The 20,407-nt window shown below is 71.9% G+C and carries 20 protein-coding genes and 1 pseudogene; 15 read left to right on the forward strand and 6 right to left on the reverse strand.

Features of this window, described 5'->3' with window-relative positions; translation table 11 throughout:
* The first annotated feature begins 25 nt into the window (after positions 1 to 25).
* Positions 26 to 1,423 carry a replication-associated recombination protein A gene (locus AC30CM_RS11155; RefSeq protein ID WP_490116928.1) on the forward strand — a complete coding sequence of 466 codons (1,398 nt, stop codon included), beginning with the start codon at positions 26 to 28 and terminating at the stop codon, positions 1,421 to 1,423.
* 72 nt (positions 1,424 to 1,495) lie between these two features.
* Here the strand turns inward: AC30CM_RS11155 and AC30CM_RS11160 are convergent, their stop codons facing one another.
* The 3 genes from AC30CM_RS11160 to AC30CM_RS11170 all read right to left on the reverse strand — a co-directional run bounded on the left by AC30CM_RS11160 (position 1,496) and on the right by AC30CM_RS11170 (position 3,749).
* Complete coding sequence (locus AC30CM_RS11160) at positions 1,496 to 2,002, reverse strand: FBP domain-containing protein (protein ID WP_490116929.1); 507 nt, start codon at positions 2,000 to 2,002, stop codon at positions 1,496 to 1,498.
* Positions 2,003 to 2,207: 205 nt separating this feature from the next.
* Positions 2,208 to 3,248: a zinc-binding alcohol dehydrogenase family protein gene (locus AC30CM_RS11165; protein WP_490116968.1), complete on the reverse strand. Its 1,041-nt coding sequence runs from the start codon at positions 3,246 to 3,248 to the stop codon at positions 2,208 to 2,210.
* Positions 3,249 to 3,461: 213 nt separating this feature from the next.
* On the reverse strand, positions 3,462 to 3,749 hold the full coding sequence (locus AC30CM_RS11170; protein ID WP_490116930.1) for a GlsB/YeaQ/YmgE family stress response membrane protein: 288 nt from the start codon (positions 3,747 to 3,749) through the stop codon (positions 3,462 to 3,464).
* Between the two features lie 97 nt (positions 3,750 to 3,846).
* On the opposite strand from AC30CM_RS11170, the gene AC30CM_RS11175 reads away from it, so the two are divergent.
* The 10 genes and pseudogenes from AC30CM_RS11175 to aroQ all read left to right on the forward strand — a co-directional run bounded on the left by AC30CM_RS11175 (position 3,847) and on the right by aroQ (position 13,620).
* Entirely contained in the window at positions 3,847 to 4,251 is a 405-nt protein-coding gene (locus AC30CM_RS11175; RefSeq protein ID WP_490116931.1) for a secondary thiamine-phosphate synthase enzyme YjbQ, read from the forward strand.
* Between the two features lie 113 nt (positions 4,252 to 4,364).
* Positions 4,365 to 7,064, forward strand: coding sequence for an alanine--tRNA ligase (alaS, locus tag AC30CM_RS11180; RefSeq protein ID WP_490116932.1), 2,700 nt, complete (start codon positions 4,365 to 4,367; stop codon positions 7,062 to 7,064).
* A gap of 4 nt (positions 7,065 to 7,068) precedes the next feature.
* The gene (gene ruvX / locus AC30CM_RS11185; protein WP_490116933.1) at positions 7,069 to 7,572 is read left to right on the forward strand and encodes a Holliday junction resolvase RuvX; all 504 of its coding nucleotides are present in this window, start codon (positions 7,069 to 7,071) and stop codon (positions 7,570 to 7,572) included.
* Entirely contained in the window at positions 7,565 to 8,824 is a 1,260-nt protein-coding gene (gene mltG, locus AC30CM_RS11190) for an endolytic transglycosylase MltG (protein ID WP_490116934.1), read from the forward strand. Before ruvX ends, mltG begins: the two co-directional genes overlap by 8 nt.
* Positions 8,814 to 9,632, forward strand: coding sequence for a shikimate dehydrogenase (locus AC30CM_RS11195; RefSeq protein WP_490116935.1), 819 nt, complete (start codon positions 8,814 to 8,816; stop codon positions 9,630 to 9,632). The genes mltG and AC30CM_RS11195 overlap by 11 nt, the downstream gene beginning before the upstream one ends.
* A gap of 9 nt (positions 9,633 to 9,641) precedes the next feature.
* Complete coding sequence (locus AC30CM_RS11200) at positions 9,642 to 10,100, forward strand: prepilin peptidase (protein WP_490116936.1); 459 nt, start codon at positions 9,642 to 9,644, stop codon at positions 10,098 to 10,100.
* 153 nt (positions 10,101 to 10,253) lie between these two features.
* Positions 10,254 to 11,459 (forward strand): chorismate synthase, encoded by a 1,206-nt coding sequence (gene aroC, locus AC30CM_RS11205; RefSeq protein WP_490116937.1) that lies wholly within the window; start codon positions 10,254 to 10,256, stop codon positions 11,457 to 11,459.
* Positions 11,459 to 11,974, forward strand: a pseudogene (locus AC30CM_RS11210) (shikimate kinase); the annotation flags it as partial. The gene aroC and the pseudogene AC30CM_RS11210, both read left to right, overlap by 1 nt.
* 129 nt (positions 11,975 to 12,103) lie before the next feature.
* Positions 12,104 to 13,183 (forward strand): 3-dehydroquinate synthase, encoded by a 1,080-nt coding sequence (gene aroB, locus AC30CM_RS11215; protein WP_490116938.1) that lies wholly within the window; start codon positions 12,104 to 12,106, stop codon positions 13,181 to 13,183.
* Complete coding sequence (aroQ, locus tag AC30CM_RS11220) at positions 13,183 to 13,620, forward strand: type II 3-dehydroquinate dehydratase (protein WP_490116939.1); 438 nt, start codon at positions 13,183 to 13,185, stop codon at positions 13,618 to 13,620. Before aroB ends, aroQ begins: the two co-directional genes overlap by 1 nt.
* Before the next feature lie 13 nt (positions 13,621 to 13,633).
* Here aroQ and AC30CM_RS11225 read toward each other — a convergent pair whose 3' ends face one another.
* Positions 13,634 to 14,218: a B-4DMT family transporter gene (locus AC30CM_RS11225; RefSeq protein ID WP_490116940.1), complete on the reverse strand. Its 585-nt coding sequence runs from the start codon at positions 14,216 to 14,218 to the stop codon at positions 13,634 to 13,636.
* A 33-nt stretch (positions 14,219 to 14,251) separates the two neighbouring features.
* Here AC30CM_RS11225 and AC30CM_RS11230 point away from each other — a divergent pair, with 33 nt between their 5' ends.
* The 3 genes from AC30CM_RS11230 to nusB are packed head-to-tail and all read left to right on the forward strand — an operon-like array spanning position 14,252 to position 16,441.
* Positions 14,252 to 15,346 carry an aminopeptidase P family protein gene (locus AC30CM_RS11230; protein WP_490116941.1) on the forward strand — a complete coding sequence of 365 codons (1,095 nt, stop codon included), beginning with the start codon at positions 14,252 to 14,254 and terminating at the stop codon, positions 15,344 to 15,346.
* A gap of 29 nt (positions 15,347 to 15,375) precedes the next feature.
* Positions 15,376 to 15,939: an elongation factor P gene (gene efp / locus AC30CM_RS11235; RefSeq protein WP_490116942.1), complete on the forward strand. Its 564-nt coding sequence runs from the start codon at positions 15,376 to 15,378 to the stop codon at positions 15,937 to 15,939.
* Positions 15,932 to 16,441 (forward strand): transcription antitermination factor NusB, encoded by a 510-nt coding sequence (gene nusB, locus AC30CM_RS11240; RefSeq protein ID WP_490116943.1) that lies wholly within the window; start codon positions 15,932 to 15,934, stop codon positions 16,439 to 16,441. Before efp ends, nusB begins: the two co-directional genes overlap by 8 nt.
* Here the strand turns inward: nusB and AC30CM_RS11245 are convergent.
* Positions 16,438 to 17,646, reverse strand: coding sequence for an FAD-dependent monooxygenase (locus AC30CM_RS11245; protein ID WP_490116969.1), 1,209 nt, complete (start codon positions 17,644 to 17,646; stop codon positions 16,438 to 16,440). The genes nusB and AC30CM_RS11245 overlap by 4 nt on opposite strands.
* Before the next feature lie 243 nt (positions 17,647 to 17,889).
* On the opposite strand from AC30CM_RS11245, the gene AC30CM_RS11250 reads away from it, so the two are divergent.
* Positions 17,890 to 19,209 (forward strand): amino acid permease, encoded by a 1,320-nt coding sequence (locus AC30CM_RS11250; protein ID WP_490116970.1) that lies wholly within the window; start codon positions 17,890 to 17,892, stop codon positions 19,207 to 19,209.
* Here AC30CM_RS11250 and AC30CM_RS11255 read toward each other — a convergent pair.
* Entirely contained in the window at positions 19,188 to 20,405 is a 1,218-nt protein-coding gene (locus AC30CM_RS11255; protein WP_490116944.1) for a serine hydrolase domain-containing protein, read from the reverse strand. The genes AC30CM_RS11250 and AC30CM_RS11255 overlap by 22 nt on opposite strands.
* Positions 20,406 to 20,407 lie beyond the last annotated feature (2 nt).

A 20,407-nucleotide genomic window follows, 5' to 3' on the forward strand; every position in this document is an offset into this window, starting at 1 on the left:
GGGGCGGACGTGGTAAGCAGAAGGCGTGTCCGACAGCCTGTTCGATGACCCGGAGCCCCATTCGGGGGTTCACGCGGGCTTGGACGTGGGCCCAGACGTGGGCCCAGACGCGGGCCGGGGCGCGGGCCCCGGCGCGGGCTTTCACGCGGCACCCGGCGGCCTGGTGCCCCTGGCGGTGCGCATGCGGCCGGCCAACCTCGACGAGGTGGTGGGCCAGGACCACCTGCTGCGGCCGGGCTCGCCGCTGCGCCGGCTGGCCGAGGGTTCCGGTGCGGCGTCGGTGGTGCTCTACGGACCGCCCGGCACCGGCAAGACCACGCTCGCGTCGCTGATCTCGGGCGCCACCGGCCGGCGGTTCGAAGCGCTGTCGGCGTTGACGGCGGGGGTCAAGGAGGTCCGGGCCGTCGTCGAGCAGGCCCGCGTCGCGCTGCTGCGGGGACAGCAGACGGTGCTGTTCATCGACGAGGTGCACCGCTTCTCCAAGACGCAGCAGGACGCGCTGCTGGCCGCCGTCGAGAACCGCGTGGTGCTGTTGGTCGCCGCGACCACCGAGAACCCCTCGTTCTCCGTGGTGGCGCCGCTGCTGTCGCGTTCGCTGATCCTGCAGCTGCAGCCGCTGGGTCCCGACGCCGTGCGCACCGTCGTCACCCGCGCCATCGAGGACCCGAGGGGACTGGGCGGCGCGGTCGAGGTCGACGCCGCCGCCGTGGAGCTGCTGGTCTCGCTGGCCGCCGGAGACGCGCGGCGGGCCCTGACGGCGCTCGAGGTCGCCGCCGAGGCGGGCGAGCGCGTCACCGTCGAGGTCATCGAGCAGTCGCTGGACAAGGCGGCCGTGCGCTACGACCGCGACGGCGACCAGCACTACGACGTGATCAGTGCGTTCATCAAGTCGGTGCGCGGATCCGACGTCGACGCCGCGCTGCACTACCTGGCGCGCATGCTCACCGCGGGGGAGGACCCGCGCTTCATCGCGCGGCGACTGATGATCCTCGCCAGCGAGGACGTGGGCATGGCCGACCCGACGGCGCTGCCCATGGCGGTGGCCGCCGCGCAGACGGTGGCGCTGATCGGCATGCCCGAAGGACGGTTGACGCTGGCGCACGCCACCGTGCACCTGGCGACCGCGCCGAAGTCCAACGCCGTCACCACCGCGATCGGGGCCGCCATGGCCGACATCCGCGCGGGCAAGGCCGGCATGGTGCCCCCGCACCTGCGTGACGGGCACTACTCCGGTGCGGCCGCGCTGGGCCATGCACAGGGGTACGCCTACCCGCACGACGATCCCGGCGGCGTCGTGCCGCAGCAGTACCCGCCCGACGAGGTGGTGGGCACGGACTACTACCGGCCCACCACCCACGGTGCCGAACGGGACATCGCGACCCGCGTGGAGCGGCTGCGGGCCATCATCCGCAGGCGACGCTGATCGGCGGCAGCCGGTCGGGACGGCACTGACCGCCGGCGGCCGGTCGGGGCGGCACCGACCGCCGGCCCCGCCTCAGTCCTCCGTCGAGAGCACCTTGTCCACGAACGCGGTCACCGTGCGGCGCAGGTCCGCCACCCGCTCCTCGCGGATGCGAGCCAGGTCGGTGCCCGCGTGGAAGGCGGGCGGGAGCGCCCGCACGTTGCGGGAGCAGCCGAACGTCGCACACACCATCGTTCCGATGGTGTCGCCCTTGCGGCCTGCCGCACCACCTCTGCGCACGGTGTAGAGCACCGCCTCGTCGGTGAGGTTCACGTCGGAACACCACGAACACATGGCGCGGCCCCGTGGGGTGGCCGCGGCGCGGGCGAGCAGCAGGGTGACGGGGTGGTCCGGACGGGTGGGTGTGCCGTCGACGACGACGTACGCCCGCCGCGGGATCTTCGGGTCCGTCCAGCCGTAGTAGTCCAAGGCGTCGAAGTCGACGCCGTCGAAGTCGGCGGCGAAGGTGACCTTCTTGACCTCGCTGCGGGTGGCGCCGCGGAACGCGGCGAGAATCTGGGCACGGGTGAGGGACTGCATGGGTGACACCATCCTGGGAGGGCACGCACGACGAGGCGCGCGGCGAGTGGGAGATCAGCTGACCGAGGGCACGACAGTGCCGCCGACCCCGCGGGGACGGCGACGGGGCGCGGTCATCTGATGTCGGCGCGAGCGCCGACGACCTCCTCGACTCGGATGTGCACGGTGCCGACGATAGCGAGCCCGTCCGACGCTGCCAACCCGGTTACGGCCGCACGTGCAGCACCGCGGCCCCGGAGATCTCGCCGGACGCGAGGTCGGCCAAGGCCGCCGCGGCCCGGTCCAGCGGGTACGCCGGCGTGGTGACCTCGATGTGGTGATCTTCGGCGAAGGCGAGGAACTCGCGGGCGTCGGCTCGGGTGTTCGACGTGACCGAGCGCAGCTGCCGTTCCTGGAACAGGTGGCGCTGATAGTCCAAAGCGGGCACGTCGGTGAGGTGGATTCCGGCGATGGCCAGGGTGCCGCCCCGGTCGAGTGCCTCGAGCGCGGGGAGCACCAGATCGCCCACCGGCGCGAACAGGATCGCCGAGTCCAAGGGCACCGGCGGTGGATCGGCCGCGTCCTGCGCCGAGGCCGCACCGAGGGCCAGCGCGAGGTCGCGCGCGGCGGCGCCGCGCGTCATCACGTGTACCTCGGCGCCGCGCGCCAGGGCCACCTGGGCGGTGATGTGTGCGCTGCCCCCGAAGCCGTAGATGCCGAGGCGACCCCCGGCCGGCAGCTCGGCCCGCATCAGCGACCGGTACCCGATGATGCCCGCGCACAGCAGCGGCGCCAGCTCGGCGTCGGTGTACCCGGAGGGCAGCCGGTGAACGAATGCGGCTGGCGCCGTGATGAATTCGGCGTACCCGCCGTCGGCGTCCCAGCCGGTATAGGTGGATCGGGGGCAGAGGTTCTCCCGTCCGCTGCGGCAGAACCTGCACTGCCCGCACGTGTGTCGCAGCCATGCCACGCCCACCCGGTCGCCGACGCGGACCGCCTCCCCGGCGCCGGGGTGCCGTGCCACCTCGGCGCCCAGGGCGACCACCTCGCCGACCACCTCGTGGCCCGGCGTCACGTGCTGGCGGTGGACCGGCAGGTCGCCCTCGGCCACGTGCAGGTCGGTGCGACACACCCCGCAGACCGACACCGCGATCAGCACCTCGTCGCTGCCGGGGCGCGGCACGTCGGTGGCCACGAACTCCAGTGGGTGGTCCGCGATCGGCCCGGGTCGGCGTACCCGCCACGCCCGCATCGTCATGGCGACCATCATCCGCCAGGACATGGCCGCGGGGGCCCGAACCACCCCGGACGTGACGTTGCCGCCGGGATCGGTGTCGGCGGTGCGGGGGAGCGCACGCCCGACGGATCCCGGCGGCAACGTGAGGTGGTGCAGTCATCCAGCCTGGGGAGGGCCTGGCTGCACGGGGGTTCTCGGACCGGGGTTCTCGGACCGGAGTTCTCGGTCGGGGTTCTCCGACGGTTAGCGGCGGATGGCTCCGGTGCGCCTGCGTCCCATCAGCGACGCCACCAGGGCGACGCCCAGCGCGGCGACGATCACCTGGACGAGCAACTCCATCCAGTCGATCCCGCCGGTCGCGGTCGGGATGCCCAGCGCGCGGGCGATGGCGGTGCCGACGAGCGCCGAGACGATGCCGACGACGATCGTGACGAGCACGCCGATGCTCTGCCGGCCGGGGACGACGAGCCGTCCGAGTGCGCCGACCACGATGCCGATGAGAATCGCGGTGATGATGCCGGTGATGGTCATGTCTGCCTCCAGCGGGTGAGTGGTGAAACAGCAGTAGCCGCACCCACACCCGAATAAACACCGGCGTCAAGCGTCGAGCCGCACGTAGGCTCGAGGCGTGCTGAGCGACGTTCTCGACGTGGACACCACCCGCAGGCGGACCGTGGATCTCACGGCCCGGGTGCGCGAGTTCTGCGCGGGCCGCGGCGACGGGCTGTGCAACGTGTTCGTGCCGCACGCCACCGCGGGGGTGGCGATCGTGGAGACCGGTGCGGGCTCCGACGACGACCTGGTGGACGCCCTGGAGCGGCTGCTGCCCCGCGACGACCGGCTGTACCGGCACGCCCACGGCTCGCCGGGCCACGGCGCCGATCACGTGCTACCCGCCCTCGTCGCGCCGTCGGTGACGCTGCCGGTCGCCGATGGCGCCCCGCTGCTGGGCACGTGGCAGAGCGTCGTGCTCGTCGACCTCAACCGCGACAACCCGCGCCGGTCGGTGCGGCTGAGCTTCGTCGCGGGCTGAGCGCGGGCCGATCGGCGCACCCGCACCGCCGAGGCGAACGCATGTCGGGCCCGCCGACGCCGACCGGTACTGTGATGCGGTCGAGAAACCCCACGATCAAGGATGACGGCAACGTGCAGACACACGAGATCAGGAAGCGGTTCCTCGATCACTTCGTGAGGGCGGGTCATGCCGAGGTGCCCAGCGCCTCGGTGATCCTCGACGATCCGAACCTGTTGTTCGTCAACGCCGGCATGGTGCAGTTCGTGCCCTTCTTCCTCGGCGCGCGCACCCCGCCGTGGAACCGGGCCGTCAGCGTGCAGAAGTGCATCCGCACGCCCGACATCGACGAGGTCGGCATCACGACCCGGCACAACACCTTCTTCCAGATGGCCGGCAACTTCAGCTTCGGCGACTACTTCAAGAAGGGCGCCATCGAGTTCGCGTGGACGCTGCTGACCAACCCGCAGGATCAGGGTGGTTACGGCTTCGATCCCGAACGCCTCTGGGCCACCGTGTATCTGGACGACGACGAGGCCATCGCGCTGTGGCAGGAGGTGGCCGGGCTGCCGCTCGAGCGCATCCAGCGCCGCGGCATGGCCGACAACTACTGGTCCATGGGCATCCCCGGACCATGCGGGCCGTCGTCGGAGATCTACTACGACCGCGGGCCCGAGTACGGCGTCGAGGGTGGCCCGGAGGCCAACGAGGACCGCTACATCGAGATCTGGAATCTCGTGTTCATGCAGAACGAGCGCGGCGAGGGCACCTCCAAGGAGGACTTCGAGATCCTGGGACCGCTGCCGCGAAAGAACATCGACACCGGCATGGGCGTCGAGCGGGTGGCCTGTCTGCTGCAGGGCGTCGACAACGTCTACGAGACCGACCTGCTGCGCCCCGCCATCGACCTGATGGCGGCGCGCGCACCACGCGGGTACGGCCAGGGCAACCACGCGGACGACGTCCGCTACCGCATCATCGCCGACCACAGCCGCACCGCGGCGATCATCATCGGCGACGGGGTGAGCCCCGGCAACGAGGGACGCGGCTACGTGCTGCGCCGGCTGCTGCGCCGCATCATCCGCGCGGCCAAGCTGCTGGGCATCGAGGGCGCCATCATGGCCGACCTGATGGCCACCGTGCGCGACGCCATGGGCCCGTCCTACCCCGAGCTGGTCACCGACTTCGACCGCATCCAGCGCATCGCGGTCGCCGAGGAGACGGCCTTCAACCGCACGCTGGCGGCGGGGTCCAAGCTCTTCGAAGACGCCGCGGACGCCACCCGCGCGGCCGGTGCCACCGTGGTCTCCGGCACCGACGCGTTCACGCTGCACGACACCTACGGTTTCCCCATCGAGCTGACGCTCGAGATGGCCGCCGAGGCCGGACTCTCGGTCGACGAGGAGGGCTTTCGTGGCCTGATGGCCGAGCAGCGCCGGCGCGCCAAGGCCGACGCCGCCGCGCGCAAGCACGCGCACGCCGACTTGTCGGCCTACCGCGAGCTGGTGGACGCCGGCCCCACCGAGTTCACCGGATTCGACGAATTGTCTTCCGAGGCGCGGATTCTCGGCATCTTCGTCGACGGCAAGCGGGTGCCGGTGGTGTCGCACGACGCCGAGACCACCGCCGCCGACCGCGTCGAGTTGGTGCTCGACCGCACCCCGCTCTACGCCGAGTCTGGCGGCCAGATCGCCGACGTCGGCACCATCTCGGGCACCGGGTCCTCGGACGCCGCCAAGGCCGCCGTCACCGACGTGCAGAAGATCGCCAAGACGCTGTTCGTGCACCGCGTCAACGTGGAGTCCGGCGAGTTCGTCGAGGGCGACACCGTGACCGCCGCCGTCGACGCCAAGTGGCGCCACGGGGCCACCCAGGGCCACTCGGGCACCCACATGGTGCACGCGGCGCTGCGACAGGTGCTGGGGCCCAACGCCGTTCAGGCCGGGTCGCTGAACCGTCCCGGTTACCTGCGCTTCGACTTCAACTGGCAGGGGGCGCTCTCCGACGAGCAGAAGACCCAGATCGAAGAGGTCACCAACGAAGCCGTCGAAGCCGACTTCGAGGTGCACACCTTCAACACCGCCCTCGAGCAGGCCAAGGCCATGGGTGCCATGGCCCTGTTCGGCGAGAACTACCCCGACGAGGTCCGCGTCGTCGAGATCGGCGGTCCCTTCTCGCTGGAACTCTGCGGCGGCACCCACGTCCGCAACTCGGCGCAGATCGGCCCCGTCACCATCCTCGGCGAATCGTCGGTCGGGTCGGGCGTGCGCCGCGTCGAGGCCTACGTGGGGCTGGACTCCTTCAAGCACCTCGCCAAGGAGCGTGCCCTGATGGCCGGGCTCGCGTCGTCGCTGAAGGTGCCGTCCGAGGAGGTGCCCGCCCGCGTCGCCACCCTGGTCGACCGGCTGCGCGCCGCCGAGAAGGAACTCGACAAGATGCGCCTGGCCAACGCCCGGGCGGCCGCGGCCGACGCGGCGGCCGGCGCCGAGCTGGTCGGTAGGGTGCGTGTGGTGGCCCGACGAATCGCCGGCGGCATGTCCGGCGGCGACCTGCGCAGCCTCGTCGGCGACATCCGCGGCAAGCTGGGCTCCGAGCCGGGCGTCGTGGCGCTGATCGCCGAACCGGGCGAGACCGGCACGGTGCCCTACGTGGTCGCGGTGAACGCGGCCGCCCAGGACCTGGGCCTGTCGGCAGGGGACCTGGTGAAGGTGCTCGGCCAGGCCGTCGACGGACGCGGCGGCGGCAAGGCCGACCTCGCTCAGGGCTCCGGCACCGGTGCCTCGGGGATCGACGCGGCGCTGGCCGCCGTGCGTGCCGAGGTAGGCCGGAGCTAGCTGGGTGAGCGACGCGCAGGATCGTCAACCCGACCGGCCCGGGGCATCCGACCCCGGCCGCGGGCGACGGATCGGCATCGACGTCGGCACCGTCCGCATCGGCGTCGCCGCCTCCGACCCCGACGGCATCCTGGCCACCCCCGTGGAGACCGTGCGCCGCGACAAGACCGACAAGCACGTGCGACGGCTGGCGCGGCTCGTCACCGAGCACGAGGCCGTCGAGGTGGTGGTGGGCCTGCCCCGCACCCTCGCCGACCGCGCGGGGTCCTCCGCCCGCGACGCCATCGCGCTGGCCGAGGACCTGGCCGCCCGCATCGACCCCGTGCCGGTGCGGATGGCCGACGAACGACTGACGACGGTGACCGCCGCCCGCTCACTGCGCGAGGCCGGGATCCGCGCGAAGGGACAGAAGGCGATGATCGACCAGGCCGCCGCCGTCGGCATCCTGCAGAACTGGCTGGATCAACGACGACACGCGCTGACCGACCGTGGAGCAGAGGATGTCTGACGACACAGACCAGTGGGGCAGCGAACGCACGGCACCCACCGCGGTGGGGCGCCCGCGCCGCACCATGAGCCGCACCGAGCGGGCCCGCGCGCGGCGCACCCAGCGCCGGCGGCGCACGGTCACCGGCGTCTCCATCGCGGCGCTCGTCATGGTCGTGATCGGCGCGGTGTTCCTGGGGTCGCGGCTGTGGCACGGCATCTTCGGCAATGAGGGCGACTACTCGGGGGCAGGCGTGAACGACGTCGTCATCGAAGTGCACAACGGCGACTCGACCACCGCCATCGGCCAGACGCTGCAGGACGCCAAGGTGGTGGCCACCGCGTCGGCGTTCGTCTCGGCCGCGTCGGGCAACTCGGCCATCTCGGCCATCCAGCCCGGGTTCTACAAGGTGCGCACCGAGATCCCCGCGGCCAACGCGGTGACCCGGCTGGCCGACCCCGCCAACCGCGTCGGCCTGCTCACCATCCCCGAGGGCCGACAGCTCGACGACACCACCGACGTGAAGACCAACGCCGTCACCGACGGCATCTTCTCGCTCATCTCGAAGGCCACCTGCGTGGACCTCGACGGCGACCAGAAGTGCGTCACCGTCGACGATCTCAAGCAGGCCGCCGCCACGGGTACCCCGACCGCGCTCGGCATCCCGCAGTGGGCGGTGCAGCCCATCTCGGCGCTCGCCAACGACCACCGCCGCATCGAGGGACTGATCGCACCGGGCACGTGGAACGTCAACCCGGCCTCGACGGCGCCGCAGATCCTGGCCACGCTCGTCCGCGCCAGCGTCGCCCAGTACGAGGCGGGCGGCCTGCTCACCGCCGGGGCCGGCGAGGGCCTCACGCCGTACGAGATCCTCACCGTCGCCTCACTGGTGCAGAAGGAGTCGCTACCCGCCGACTTCGCCAAGGTGGCCCGCGTCATCTACAACCGGCTGGGCGATCCGACGCACCGCAGGCTCGAGTTCGACTCCACGGTGAACTACGCCCTGGACCGGCAGGAAGTGGCGACCACCGACGCCGACCGGGGACGCATGACGCCGTGGAACACCTATGTGCGCGAAGGGCTTCCGGCCTCGCCGATCTGTTCGCCGGGCGCGCCGGCGCTGGCGGCGGCCGAACGTCCCGAACCGGGGGACTGGCTGTACTTCGTGACGGTCGACCTGCAGGGCACGACGCTGTTCACCCGCGACTATCAGCAGCACCTCGCCAACATCGAGATCGCCCGCCGCAACGGCGTGCTCGACAGTGCCCGCTGAACCGGCGCAGACCGGGCCGGGGCCGGCCCGCAAGGCGGCCGTCCTGGGCTCGCCCATCGCGCACTCGCGATCCCCGCAGCTGCACCTGGCCGCCTACCGGGCCCTGGGCCTGACCGACTGGACCTACGAGCGCATCGAGTGCACGGCCGAACAGCTGCCGACCCTGGTCGGCGGGCTGGGGCCGGAATGGGTCGGCCTCTCGGTCACGATGCCCGGCAAGTTCGCGGCACTGCACGTCGCCGACGAGACCACCACGCGTGCCGACCTCGTCGGGTCGGCCAACACGCTGGTGCGCACCCCCGCGGGCTGGCGGGCCGACAACACCGACGTCGACGGCGTCGTGGGCGCGCTGGGCCGGGTCGCCGGACCCTCGGCCGCGGTGCTGGGCTCGGGCGGCACGGCACCTGCCGCGGTGGTCGCGCTCGCCGACCTCGGCGTCACCGACCTCACCGTGGTGGCGCGCAACCCGGAGCGGGCCGCGCCCCTGCTGACCCTGGCGCGGCGCCTGGACGTGACCGCTCGCTGGGTCGAGCTGGGCACCCCGGTGCGCGACGTCGCCGTCGTCGTCAGCACCGTCCCGGCCGACGTCGCCGCGGCACACGCCGAGTCGGTGGCCACCACCCCCGTGCTCCTCGACGCCATCTACGATCCGTGGCCGACCCCGCTGGCCACGGCCGTCGAGGCGGCGGGCGGGCGTGCGGTCGGCGGACTGCAGATGCTGCTGCACCAGGCGTTCGCGCAGGTGGCCCAGTTCACCGGCAGGCCCGCGCCCGAAGAGGTGATGAGGGCGGCCCTCGACGCGTCCTAGCGTGGAGTCATGGGGGTGGCGCAGTCGGTCGCGGCGCAGTTGGTCGCAGCGCAGTTGGTCGCAGTGACGGCCTGGCTGTTGGCGCTGAGCCATTGGGACGTGCGCACGCGTCGGCTGCCGAATCGGCTGACGCTGCCCGGCGCCGTGCTGATCCCCGTGGCCGCCGGGTGCCAGGGCCGCGGCGCGCCTGCGGTGGCGGGGATGCTCGCGCTCTTCGGCGTCTACCTCGCGGTGCATCTGATGGCAGCGGCCGCCCTGGGTGCGGGTGACGTCAAGCTCGCCGCAGGCGTGGGCGCGCTCACCGGCGCGTTCGGCGCCGACGTCTGGGCGGTGGCCGCGGTCGCCGCGCCGCTGCTGACGTGCGCGTGGGCGCTCGTCGCCGCGCTGCGCCGCGCCCGGACCACCGTGCCGCACGGGCTGTCGATGTGCGTGGCGACGGCCGGTGCGGTGACGCTGGCCCTGGTGTAGCGCCGCGCGCCGAGGGTGCCGAGGGTGGCGAGGGTGGCGAGGGTGTGGTCTCTCGACGCCTCGACCCGCGAATCGCGTGCGGAACCCCCGCGCTCGGCGGGCCGCTGCCGGTGGTTTTCGCTGGCCGGGGCCCGTCGTGGGAGAATGGGGCGCGTGTTGCGTTGGACTACTGCGGGTGAATCACACGGACGCGCGTTGGTGGCGGTCATCGAGGGCATGGTCGCGGGCGTCCACGTGACCTCCGACGACATCGCCGCCGAGCTGAAACGGCGCCGCCTCGGCTACGGCCGCGGCGCCCGGATGAAGTTCGAGGCCGACGAGGTGACCATCCTGGCCGGCGTCCGCCACGGCGTCACCATGGGCGGGCCCATCGCCATCCAGATCGGCAACACCGAGTGGCCCAAGTGGGAAACCGTGATGGCGTCGGACCCGGTGCCCGCCGAGGACCTCGACGTCGCCCGCAACGCGCCGCTGACCCGGCCGCGACCCGGACACGCCGACTACGCGGGCATGCTCAAGTACGGCTTCGACGACGCGCGCCCCGTCCTCGAGCGCGCCAGCGCCCGCGAGACCGCCGCCCGCGTGGCCGCAGGCACCATTGCCCGCGCGTTCCTGCGGCAGGCGCTCGACGTCGAGGTGCTCTCGCACGTCATCTCGATCGGCGGCTCGGCCCCCTACGACGGGCCGCCGCCGGGGCCCGGCGACCTCGACGCCATCGACGACAGCCCCGTGCGCGCGTACGACAAGGACGCCGAGCAGGCCATGATCGCCGAGATCGAGGACGCCAAGAAGGACGGCGACACCCTCGGCGGCGTGGTCGAGGTGATCGCCGACGGGCTGCCCGTCGGGTTGGGCTCCTTCACCAGCGGCGCCGAGCGGCTCGACAGCCAGCTGGCCGGTGCGGTCATGGGGATCCAGGCCATGAAGGGCGTCGAGATCGGTGACGGGTTCGAGACGGCCCGCCGTCGCGGCAGCGTCGCCCACGACGAGATGTACCCCGGCCCCGGCGGCGTGCTGCGGTCCACCAATCGCGCGGGCGGTCTCGAGGGCGGCATGACCAACGGTCAGGCCGTGCGGGTGCGGGCCGCCATGAAGCCCATCTCGACCGTGCCGCGCGCGCTGGCCACCGTCGACATGGCGACCGGCGAGGAGGCCGTGGCGATCCACCAGCGCTCCGACGTGTGCGCGGTGCCCGCGGCGGGCGTCGTGGTGGAGGCCATGGTGGCGCTGGTGCTCGCGCGGGCGGCGCTGCAGAAGTTCGGCGGTGACTCGCTGCCGGAGACCCGCGCCAACGTCGCGTCGTACCTGCACGCGGTGCACACCCGCAGCGAAGCGGAGTCCGCCGAGGCCACGGGCTGATGGCGCCCAAGGCCGTTCTGGTGGGCATGCCGGGGTCCGGCAAGTCCACCATCGGGCGGCGGTTGGCCAAGGCGCTCGGCGTCGAGCTGCTCGACACCGACGTCAAGATCGTCGAGACCACCGGGCGCAGCATCGCCGACATCTTCGTCGACGGCGAGGCCGAGTTCCGCCGCATCGAAGCCGAGGTGGTGTGCGCGGCGCTGGCCGAACACGACGGCGTGGTGTCCCTCGGCGGGGGAGCGGTGACCACACCCGCGGTGCGCGAGGCGCTGGCCGGCCACGTGGTGATCTACCTGGAAATCAGTGCCTCCGAAGGCATTCGACGCACCACCGGCTCCGGACGCCCACTGCTGGCGGGTGACCCCGCCGCCAAGTACCGCGCGCTGATGGCGCAGCGCGTGCCGCTGTTCCGCCAGGTCGCCACCATGCGGGTGAACACCAATCGGCGCAACCCGGGCGCGGTGGTGCGGCACGTCGTGCACCGCCTGGAGAGCAAACCCGGCGAGACGTCGTCGCGCCGCCGCCGCCGCCCGTCGTGGCGTCGGCTGCCCACCGTCCTCAACCCCGGACCCACCACCGAGGCGCCGCCGAGTCCCGCGGCGCTGGCCCGGCGAGCAGAATCCCGCCACGAGTGAAAGCGCGCAATGACTGAACCCGTGACCGTCGACGTCCTGGTCGACCGGCCCTACCCCGTGATCATCGGCACCGGACTGCTCGACGATCTGGTGCGCACGCTGGCGGGCAGGCACAAGGTGGCCATCCTGCATCAGCCGACGCTGACCGTCACCGCCGAGGCCGTGCGGGCCGCGCTGGCCGAGACCGGCATCGACGCGCACCGCATCGAGATCCCCGACGCCGAGGCCGGCAAGGACCTGCCCGTGCTCGGCTTCATCTGGGAAGTGTTGGGGCGCATCGGGATCGGCCGCAAGGACGCGGTGGTCAGCCTGGGTGGCGGTGCGGCCACCGACGTCGCCGGGTTCGCCGCGGCCACCTGGCTGCGCGGCGTCGACGTGGTGCACGTGCCCACGACGCTGCTCGGCATGGTCGACGCCGCCGTCGGCGGCAAGACCGGCATCAACACCGACGCCGGCAAGAACCTCGTCGGCGCGTTCCACCAACCGCTGGCGGTGCTCGTCGACCTGGCCACGCTGGAGACGTTGCCGCGCAACGAGATCGTCGCGGGCATGGCCGAGGTCGTGAAGGCCGGGTTCATCGCCGACCCCGTCATCCTCGACCTCATCGAGGCCGATCCCGCCGCGGCGCTGGACCCCGCGGGCACGGTGCTGCCCGAACTCGTCCGCCGCGCCATCGCGGTCAAGGCCGAGGTGGTGGCCGCCGACGAGAAGGAGTCGGCGCTGCGGGAGATCCTCAACTACGGCCACACCCTGGCCCACGCCATCGAACGCCGCGAGCAGTACCGGTGGCGTCACGGTGCCGCCGTCTCGGTGGGGCTGGTGTTCGCCGCCGAACTGGGCCGCCTCGCCGGCCGCCTGGACGACGCCACCGCCGACCGGCACCGCACCGTGCTCACCGCGCTCGGATTGCCGGTCACCTACGATGGCGACGCCTTCGGGCAGCTCGTCGAGTACATGGCCGGCGACAAGAAGACGCGCTCCGGGATCCTGCGGTTCGTGGTGCTCGACGGGCTGGCCAAGCCGGGCCGGCTCGAGGGCCCCGACCCGACGCTGCTGGCGGCGGCCTACTCCGAGATCGGGACGCGGTAGTGCGCACCGTCAACGTCCTCAACGGGCCCAACCTGGGCAGGCTCGGCAAGCGTCAACCCGACGTCTACGGCCACACCACCCACGACGACCTGGTGGCGCTGATCGAACGCGAGGCCGCCCAGCTGGGGCTGACGGTGCGGGTACGCCAATCCGACAGCGAGGCCGACCTGCTGGGCTGGGTGCACGACGCCGCCGACGCGGGTGAGCCCGTCGTGCTCAACGCCGGGGCACTCACCCACACGTCGATCGCGCTGCGCGACGCGTGCGCGGAACTCACCGCGCCGCTGATCGAGGTGCACATCTCCAACGTGCATGCCCGCGAGGACTTCCGGCACCACTCCTACCTGAGCGGCATCGCCACCGGCGTCATCGTCGGCCTCGGCGTGCAGGGTTACCTGCTGGCGCTGCGCTACCTGGCGGACCAGCCCCGCGCGTGACGCCCGGGACCGGTCAGGCCTGATTCCTGGGCTGCTCGGCGGTGGTCTCGGTGGCGTTGCCCAGAGTCTCGGTGGGATGCTCGTCGCGCGCGTCCGCGTCCGTCCGGCCACCGCCGACCGCGGCGAAGACGTCGGTGTCCGCGCGCTCGTCGTCGGCGCCGCGCCGGGTGAACGGCGGCGCCTTGCGGTCCACCAGGAAGCGGCCGAGCGCCACGCCCGCGATGGCGGTGATGAACATCAGCAGCGCGGTGAACGCCGCGAACGTGGTGACCTCGGGGATCAGCGACTCGGCGTAGACGTTCGAGTAGAACAACGCGATGAACCACGTCACGAAACCGCTGACGACGCCGGCGAACAGCCCGGCGAGCAGCCACGTCATCGCCAGGTCGCCACGGCGGTCGGGGTCGGGGTTGGCGCGGGCGTCGGCCCGGCCGTCGAGGTTGCCCCACACGAACGACGCGATGGCGAACAGCACCACCAGCGTGATGCTGATCGCCAAGGCCTGGGATTCCCACGCGTTGATGAGGGCGCCCTGCAGCAGCCGGACCACGACCATCAGCGCGGCGAACACCAGTCCGCGCAGCAACCACTTGCTCATGGGGGCACAGCGTAGCGAGTACCGTCACGGGCTGTGACGATTTCCCATCGTAGGGCGGCGTTGCGGCGCAGGCTGGCCGCCGCCGGGTTGGACGCGATGCTGGTGACGGACCTCGTCAACGTCCGATACCTGTCGGGGTTCACCGGTTCCAACGGCGCGCTGCTCGTGCGTGTCGACGACGAGACGCCGGTGCTGGCGACCGACGGACGGTACGTCACCCAGGCCGCCGCCCAGGCACCCGACGCCGAGCGCGTCATCGAGCGCGCGGTGGGCCCGCACCTCGCCGCCAGGGCCGCCGCGGCGGGCATCCGTCGTCTCGGCTACGAGAGCCACGTCGTCACCGTCGACGCGTTCACGGGGCTGCAGCACGCGGCGGGCGCCGACGTCGAGTTCGTGCGGGCCGCGGGCACGGTCGAGGCGCTGCGCGAGGTCAAGGACGCCGGGGAGATCGCGCTGCTGCGACTGGCCTGCGAGGCTGCCGACGCGGCGCTGGCCGATCTGGTGGCCGCGGGCGGACTGCGCGCCGGACGCACCGAGAAGGACGTCGCCCGCGACCTCGAGTCGCGCATGCTCGACCACGGCGCGGACGGCAACTCGTTCGAGACCATCGTCGCCGCCGGGGCCAACTCCGCCATCCCGCACCATCGGCCCACCGACGCGGTGCTGGCGGCGGGCGACTTCGTCAAGATCGACTTCGGTGCGCTGGTCGCCGGCTACCACTCCGACATGACCCGCACGTTCGTGCTGGCGCCGGTGGCGCAGTGGCAGCTCGACGTCTACGACCTGGTGGCGACCGCGCAGCGGGCAGGCCGGGAGGCGCTGGCGCCCGGGGTGGTGCTGCGCGACGTCGACGCGGCATCGCGCCAGGTCATCGCCGATGCCGGGTTCGCCGACAACTTCGGGCACGGGCTCGGGCACGGCGTGGGGCTGCAGATCCACGAAGCGCCGGGAATCAGCGCGTCCGCCGCCGGTACACTGCTTGCTGGCTCCGCGGTCACCGTAGAGCCCGGGGTCTACCTACCCGGCCATGGCGGCGTCCGCATCGAGGACACGCTCGTGGTGGGCGGTGTGGAGTCACCCGCTCCCGAGTTGCTCACCCGGTTCCCCAAGGACCTGGCGATTCTCTAGGCACACCAGAACTAGGAGTAGTACCTAACGTGGCATCGACCGCAGACTTCAAGAACGGGCTCGTCCTGCAGATCGAGGGCCAGTTGTGGCAGATCACCGAGTTCCAGCACGTCAAGCCCGGCAAGGGGCCGGCCTTCGTGCGCACCAAGCTCAAGAACGTGGTGTCGGGCAAGGTCGTCGACAAGACCTACAACGCCGGCGTGAAGGTCGAGACCGCGACCGTCGACCGCCGCGACGCCACCTACCTGTACCGCGACGGCAGCGACTTCATCTTCATGGACTCGCAGGACTACGAGCAGCATCCGCTCTCGGAGGCCCTCGTCGGCGACGCCGCCAAGTTCCTGTTGGAGAGCATGCCGGTGCAGATCGCCTTCCACGACGGGGCGCCGCTGTACCTCGAACTGCCCGTCACCGTGGAACTCGAGGTCACCTTCACCGAGCCCGGCCTGCAGGGCGACCGTTCCAATGCGGGCACCAAGCCCGCCACCGTCGAGACCGGTGCCGAGATCCAGGTGCCGTTGTTCGTCAACACCGGCGACAAGATCAAGGTCGACTCCCGCGACGCCAGCTACCTGGGAAGGGTTAATGCCTGACCCGCAGGGCGAGCGACACGACGGGGGACACCGCCGGCAGGACCGGGGCCGTCACCAGGCCCGCAAGCGCGCCGTCGACCTGCTCTTCGAAGCCGAGGCCCGGGGTTTGACGGCCGCCGAGGTGGCGGGCGCGCGCAACGCGCTCGCCGGCTCGGACCCGGAGGTCTCGGCGCTCAATCCCTACACGCTGACCGTCGTCAACGGGGTCACCGAGCACGCCGCCCACGTCGACGACCTGATCTCGGCGCACCTGCAGGGGTGGACGCTGGAACGGCTGCCCGCCGTGGACCGCGCGATCCTGCGCGTGGCGGTGTGGGAGCTGCTGCACGCCGACGACGTGCCCGAGCCCGTCGCGGTCGACGAGGCCGTCGAGTTGGCCAAGAAGCTGTCCACCGACGACTCGCCGGCGTTCGTCAACGGCGTGCTCGGCCAGGTGATGCTGGTGACACCGCAGATCCGTGCGGCGGCCGCGGCCATGCGCGGGCCCACGCCGCAGCCTTAACGCTGGAATTCCGGCAGGTCGACGCCGTCGGCCTTCGACATCCACAGCCGGTCGGCGAGGATGCGGAACGGCCAGCGTTGCATCCACGCCATCACCTGGGCGGTGATCACGATGTCGGCGTGGGACTTCGGGGCGTACCCGTCGAGGCCGTTCGGCAGCTTCTGTGCCCTGGCCACGAACGGGCGCATGGCGGCCTCGTAGCGCCGTAGCGCAGGCCCCGGCCAATCGTGCTCGCCGGCGCGCGCCGCCGGGCCCAGCGCGTGCGCCAACAGGTAGGCGCCGACGAGCGCCAACGCCGTGCCCATGCCGCTGAGCGGCGACGCGCAGTACCCGGCGTCGCCCACCAGCGTCACCCGGCCGCGCGCCCAGGAGTCCGCGACCACCTGGACGAACTCGTCGAAGTAGAAGTCGTCGGCGGTCGCCGCGGCCTCGAGCAGGGCGGGCGTGGCCCACCCGCAGCCCGCGAAGCGCTCGGCGAGCAGCTTGCGCTGCGCGGCGAGGTCTCTGCGGTCGTAGTCCAGGGGGCCGGAGCGGAAGGCGAGGCCCGCCTTGGCCGAGCCCGGCACGGTGTCGGGACGCAGCGAAGCCACCAGCCCGGGCTCCTGGTAGATCAGGAACCATCCCGCGAGGCCGACGGTGTCGGGCGCGCTGAACCACGCGTGATAGCCGCCGAGGCGCTGCACGAACCGGTCCTCGGGGCCGAACGCCAACCGCCGGACCGCCGAATGCGTGCCGTCGGCGCCGACGACGAGGTCGGCCCGCACGGTCGAGTCGTCGGACAGCGTCGCCGTCACGCCGTCGTCGTCCTGGTCCAGCGCGATGATCCGGGTGCCGAAGCGGTAGTCGGTGGTCGCGGCCGTGGCGCCGTAGAGCACCTCGGCGACGTCGCCGCGCAGGATCTCCACCGAGCTGACCAGCCCGTTGCCGCCGAACGCCGTCACCGGCATCTCCGCGCGGTGGCTGCCGTCGGCGCGCACCCAGGCGGCGCCGGCCTGATCCACGGTGCGGTCGAGCATGGCGTCGAGCAGGCCCATCCGCGCGACGACGTCACGGCTGGCGCCGCGCAGGTCGACGGTCTGCCCGCCCGGGCGGATGCCGTCGGCGGCCTCGACCACGATGGTGCGGTAGCCGGCCCGGTGCAACCAGAAGGCGAGCGTGGGCCCGGCGATGCCCGCACCGCTGACGAGCACCGTCGGTGCGGTCATGCGCTCACCCATGCGCACACACTAGGCCGCGACGAGACATCCGGCGGGGCTCTCGTACGATGCGTTTCGCCCCGCCCCCGCGTGGGCATCCCAGGTCGTCGTGGGCCACGCCGACCCACGGTCGCGGCTTCCGATGAGGGGGACGTCATGAGTGGAGTGTCCGAGCGTCCGGAACCCGGTGTCGCGCCCGCCGTGGAACCTGGGAGTCAGCTGGGAACCAGCTTGAAATCCCGTCACATCACCATGATCTCGATCGCAGGCGTGATCGGCGCCGGCCTCTTCGTGGGCTCGGCCAACGCCATCAAGGAGGCCGGCCCGGCCGTCCTCATCTCCTACTTCCTCGCGGGCACGCTGGTGGTGCTCGTCATGCGCATGCTGGGCGAGATGGCCACCGCGAACCCGGACACCGGGTCGTTCTCGGTGTACAGCGACCGAGCGCTGGGGCGGTGGGCGGGCTTCACCGTCGGCTGGCTGTACTGGTGGTTCTGGGTGCTGGTGATCCCGGTGGAGGCGACCGCCGCCGCGGCCATCCTCACCAACCTCATCGGTGGCCAGCAGTGGATCTGGGCGCTGGCGGTGACGCTGCTGCTCACCATCACCAACCTGGTCAGCGTGGGGAACTACGGCGAGTTCGAGTTCTGGTTCGCGCTGATCAAGGTCGTCGCCATCATCGCCTTCATCGGCGTGGGCGTCGCCGCCATCTTCGGGGTCATCCCCGACTCGCAGGTCAGCGGCATCCAGCACCTGTGGGAACCGGACGGGTTCATGCCCAACGGCTTCGGTGCCGTGATCGCGGGCCTGCTGGTCACCATGTTCTCGTTCATGGGCACCGAGATCGTCACCATCGCCGCGGCCGAGTCGCCCAACCCGGTCAAGGGCATCGGACGGGCCGTGAACTCCGTCATCTGGCGCATCTCGCTGTTCTACCTGGGCTCGATCTTCGTGATCGTCGCGCTGATGCCGTACGATCAGCTCTCCGGCGGGTCGTACCAGACGACCCTCGAGGCCATCGGCATCCCCGGGTCCAAGCTCATCATGGACCTGGTGATCCTCACCGCGGTGGCGTCGTGCCTGAACTCGGCGCTCTACACCGCCTCCCGGATGCTGTACTCACTCGGGGCCCGCCGCGACGCCCCCTCGACCGTGCGCCGCGTCGCGGGCAACGGAGCACCGTGGGTCGCGGTGCTGGCGTCGATGGTCGTGGGTTTCCTCGCCGTCGCGGGCAACTACGTGCTGCCGGAGAAGATCTTCGGCTACCTGTTGGCCACCAGCGGTGCCGTGGCGCTGTTCGTCTACCTCTCGATCGCGGCGAGCCAGCTGGTCTTGGGCAAGCGCATGCGGTCGGCGGGGGAGCGGGCGCCGGTGCGGATGTGGCTGTTCCCGTTCCTCACCGTCGCCACCATCGTCGGCATCGTGGCCATCTTGGTGCTGATGGCCTTCGACCCGGACCAGCAGCAGGCCATCCTGGCCTCGGCGATCTCGGCCGTGGTGATCGTGGTCGCCGGCCTCGTGGTGCAACGGCGGCACGCCGGCGCCGCGCGTCAGTCCTCCAGCGCCCGGTAGGTCGAGCGCACGAACTTCGGCTGCGCCGCTTGCAGTTTCAGCAGCGACGTGTTGCCGGCCACCGCCGCGCCCGCACCGTCGGCGCTCAGATCCGGCAGGTTCTGGATCAGGTAGAGCATGATCCGGTTGGCCTCCGGGTCCGCCTGCCACCACGTGCCGTAGGCGCCCGGCCAGCTGAACGTGCCCAGCCCGCCCGGCCCGTAGAGCTGCCGCGACTGCTCGGCGTCGGTCACCACCGACAGGTTCAACCCGAAACCCCGGCCCCGCCAGAACGGCATGCCGAGAAACGGGACGCGTTTCTGCTCGTCGGTGAGGCGGTTGGTGCGCATCGCCGCCACCGACGCCGACGACAGCACGCGGACCCCGTCGACGGCTCCGCCGGACAGCAGCATGCGCGCGAAGGTCAGGTAGTCGTCGGCCGTCGACCAGAGTCCCGCCCCGCCCGCACAGAACGGGGGATCGACGATGTGGGGAGGACCCATCGCGTCGTCGCGCAGCACCAAACCCGACGCCGTCTCCTGGACCTGGTACATCGTCGCGGCGCGGCGGCGACCGTCCAGCGTCACCGAGAACCCCGTGTCGGACATGCCCAGCGGACCGGTGATCCGCTCGACGAGCACCTCCGAGAGCGGCTTGCCCTCGATCCGCGACAGCGCGATGCCCAGCACGTCGGTCGAGTGGCCGTACGTCATGCGCTCACCGGGCTGGTGCGCCAGGGGCAGCGCGGCGAGGTCGGCCAGCCAGCGATCCTGGTTCTGCCGGAACATCAGCTTGCCGTAGGCCTTGTTCAACGGGGCGCCGACGGAGAACGCGTACGCCAGACCGCTGCGGTGCGTCATCAAGTCGTCGAAGGTGATCGGCCGGCGCAGCGGCACGGTGCGGTCCAACGGGCCCGCCGGGTCGGCCAGCACGCGCAGCCCGTCCAGCTCCGGCAGCCACGGGCCCACGGGATCGGAGAGTGTGAGCTTGCCCTCGTCGACGAGGGCCATCGCGGCCGCCACCGTCACCGGCTTGCTCATCGACGCGATGCGGAACACCGTGTCGCGATGCATCGGGAGCCCGGCCGCCACGTCCCGGTGACCGAGTTCGTTGACCTGCAGGATCTTCCCGTCCTGCCAGACGAGCGTGACGGCACCGGCGAGCACGCCGGCGTCGATCACCTCCTTGATCGAGGCCTGGTTGTCGTCGAGCTTCACCC

Source organism: Mycobacterium sp. DHQP2018-32-09 (assembly GCF_058148405.1).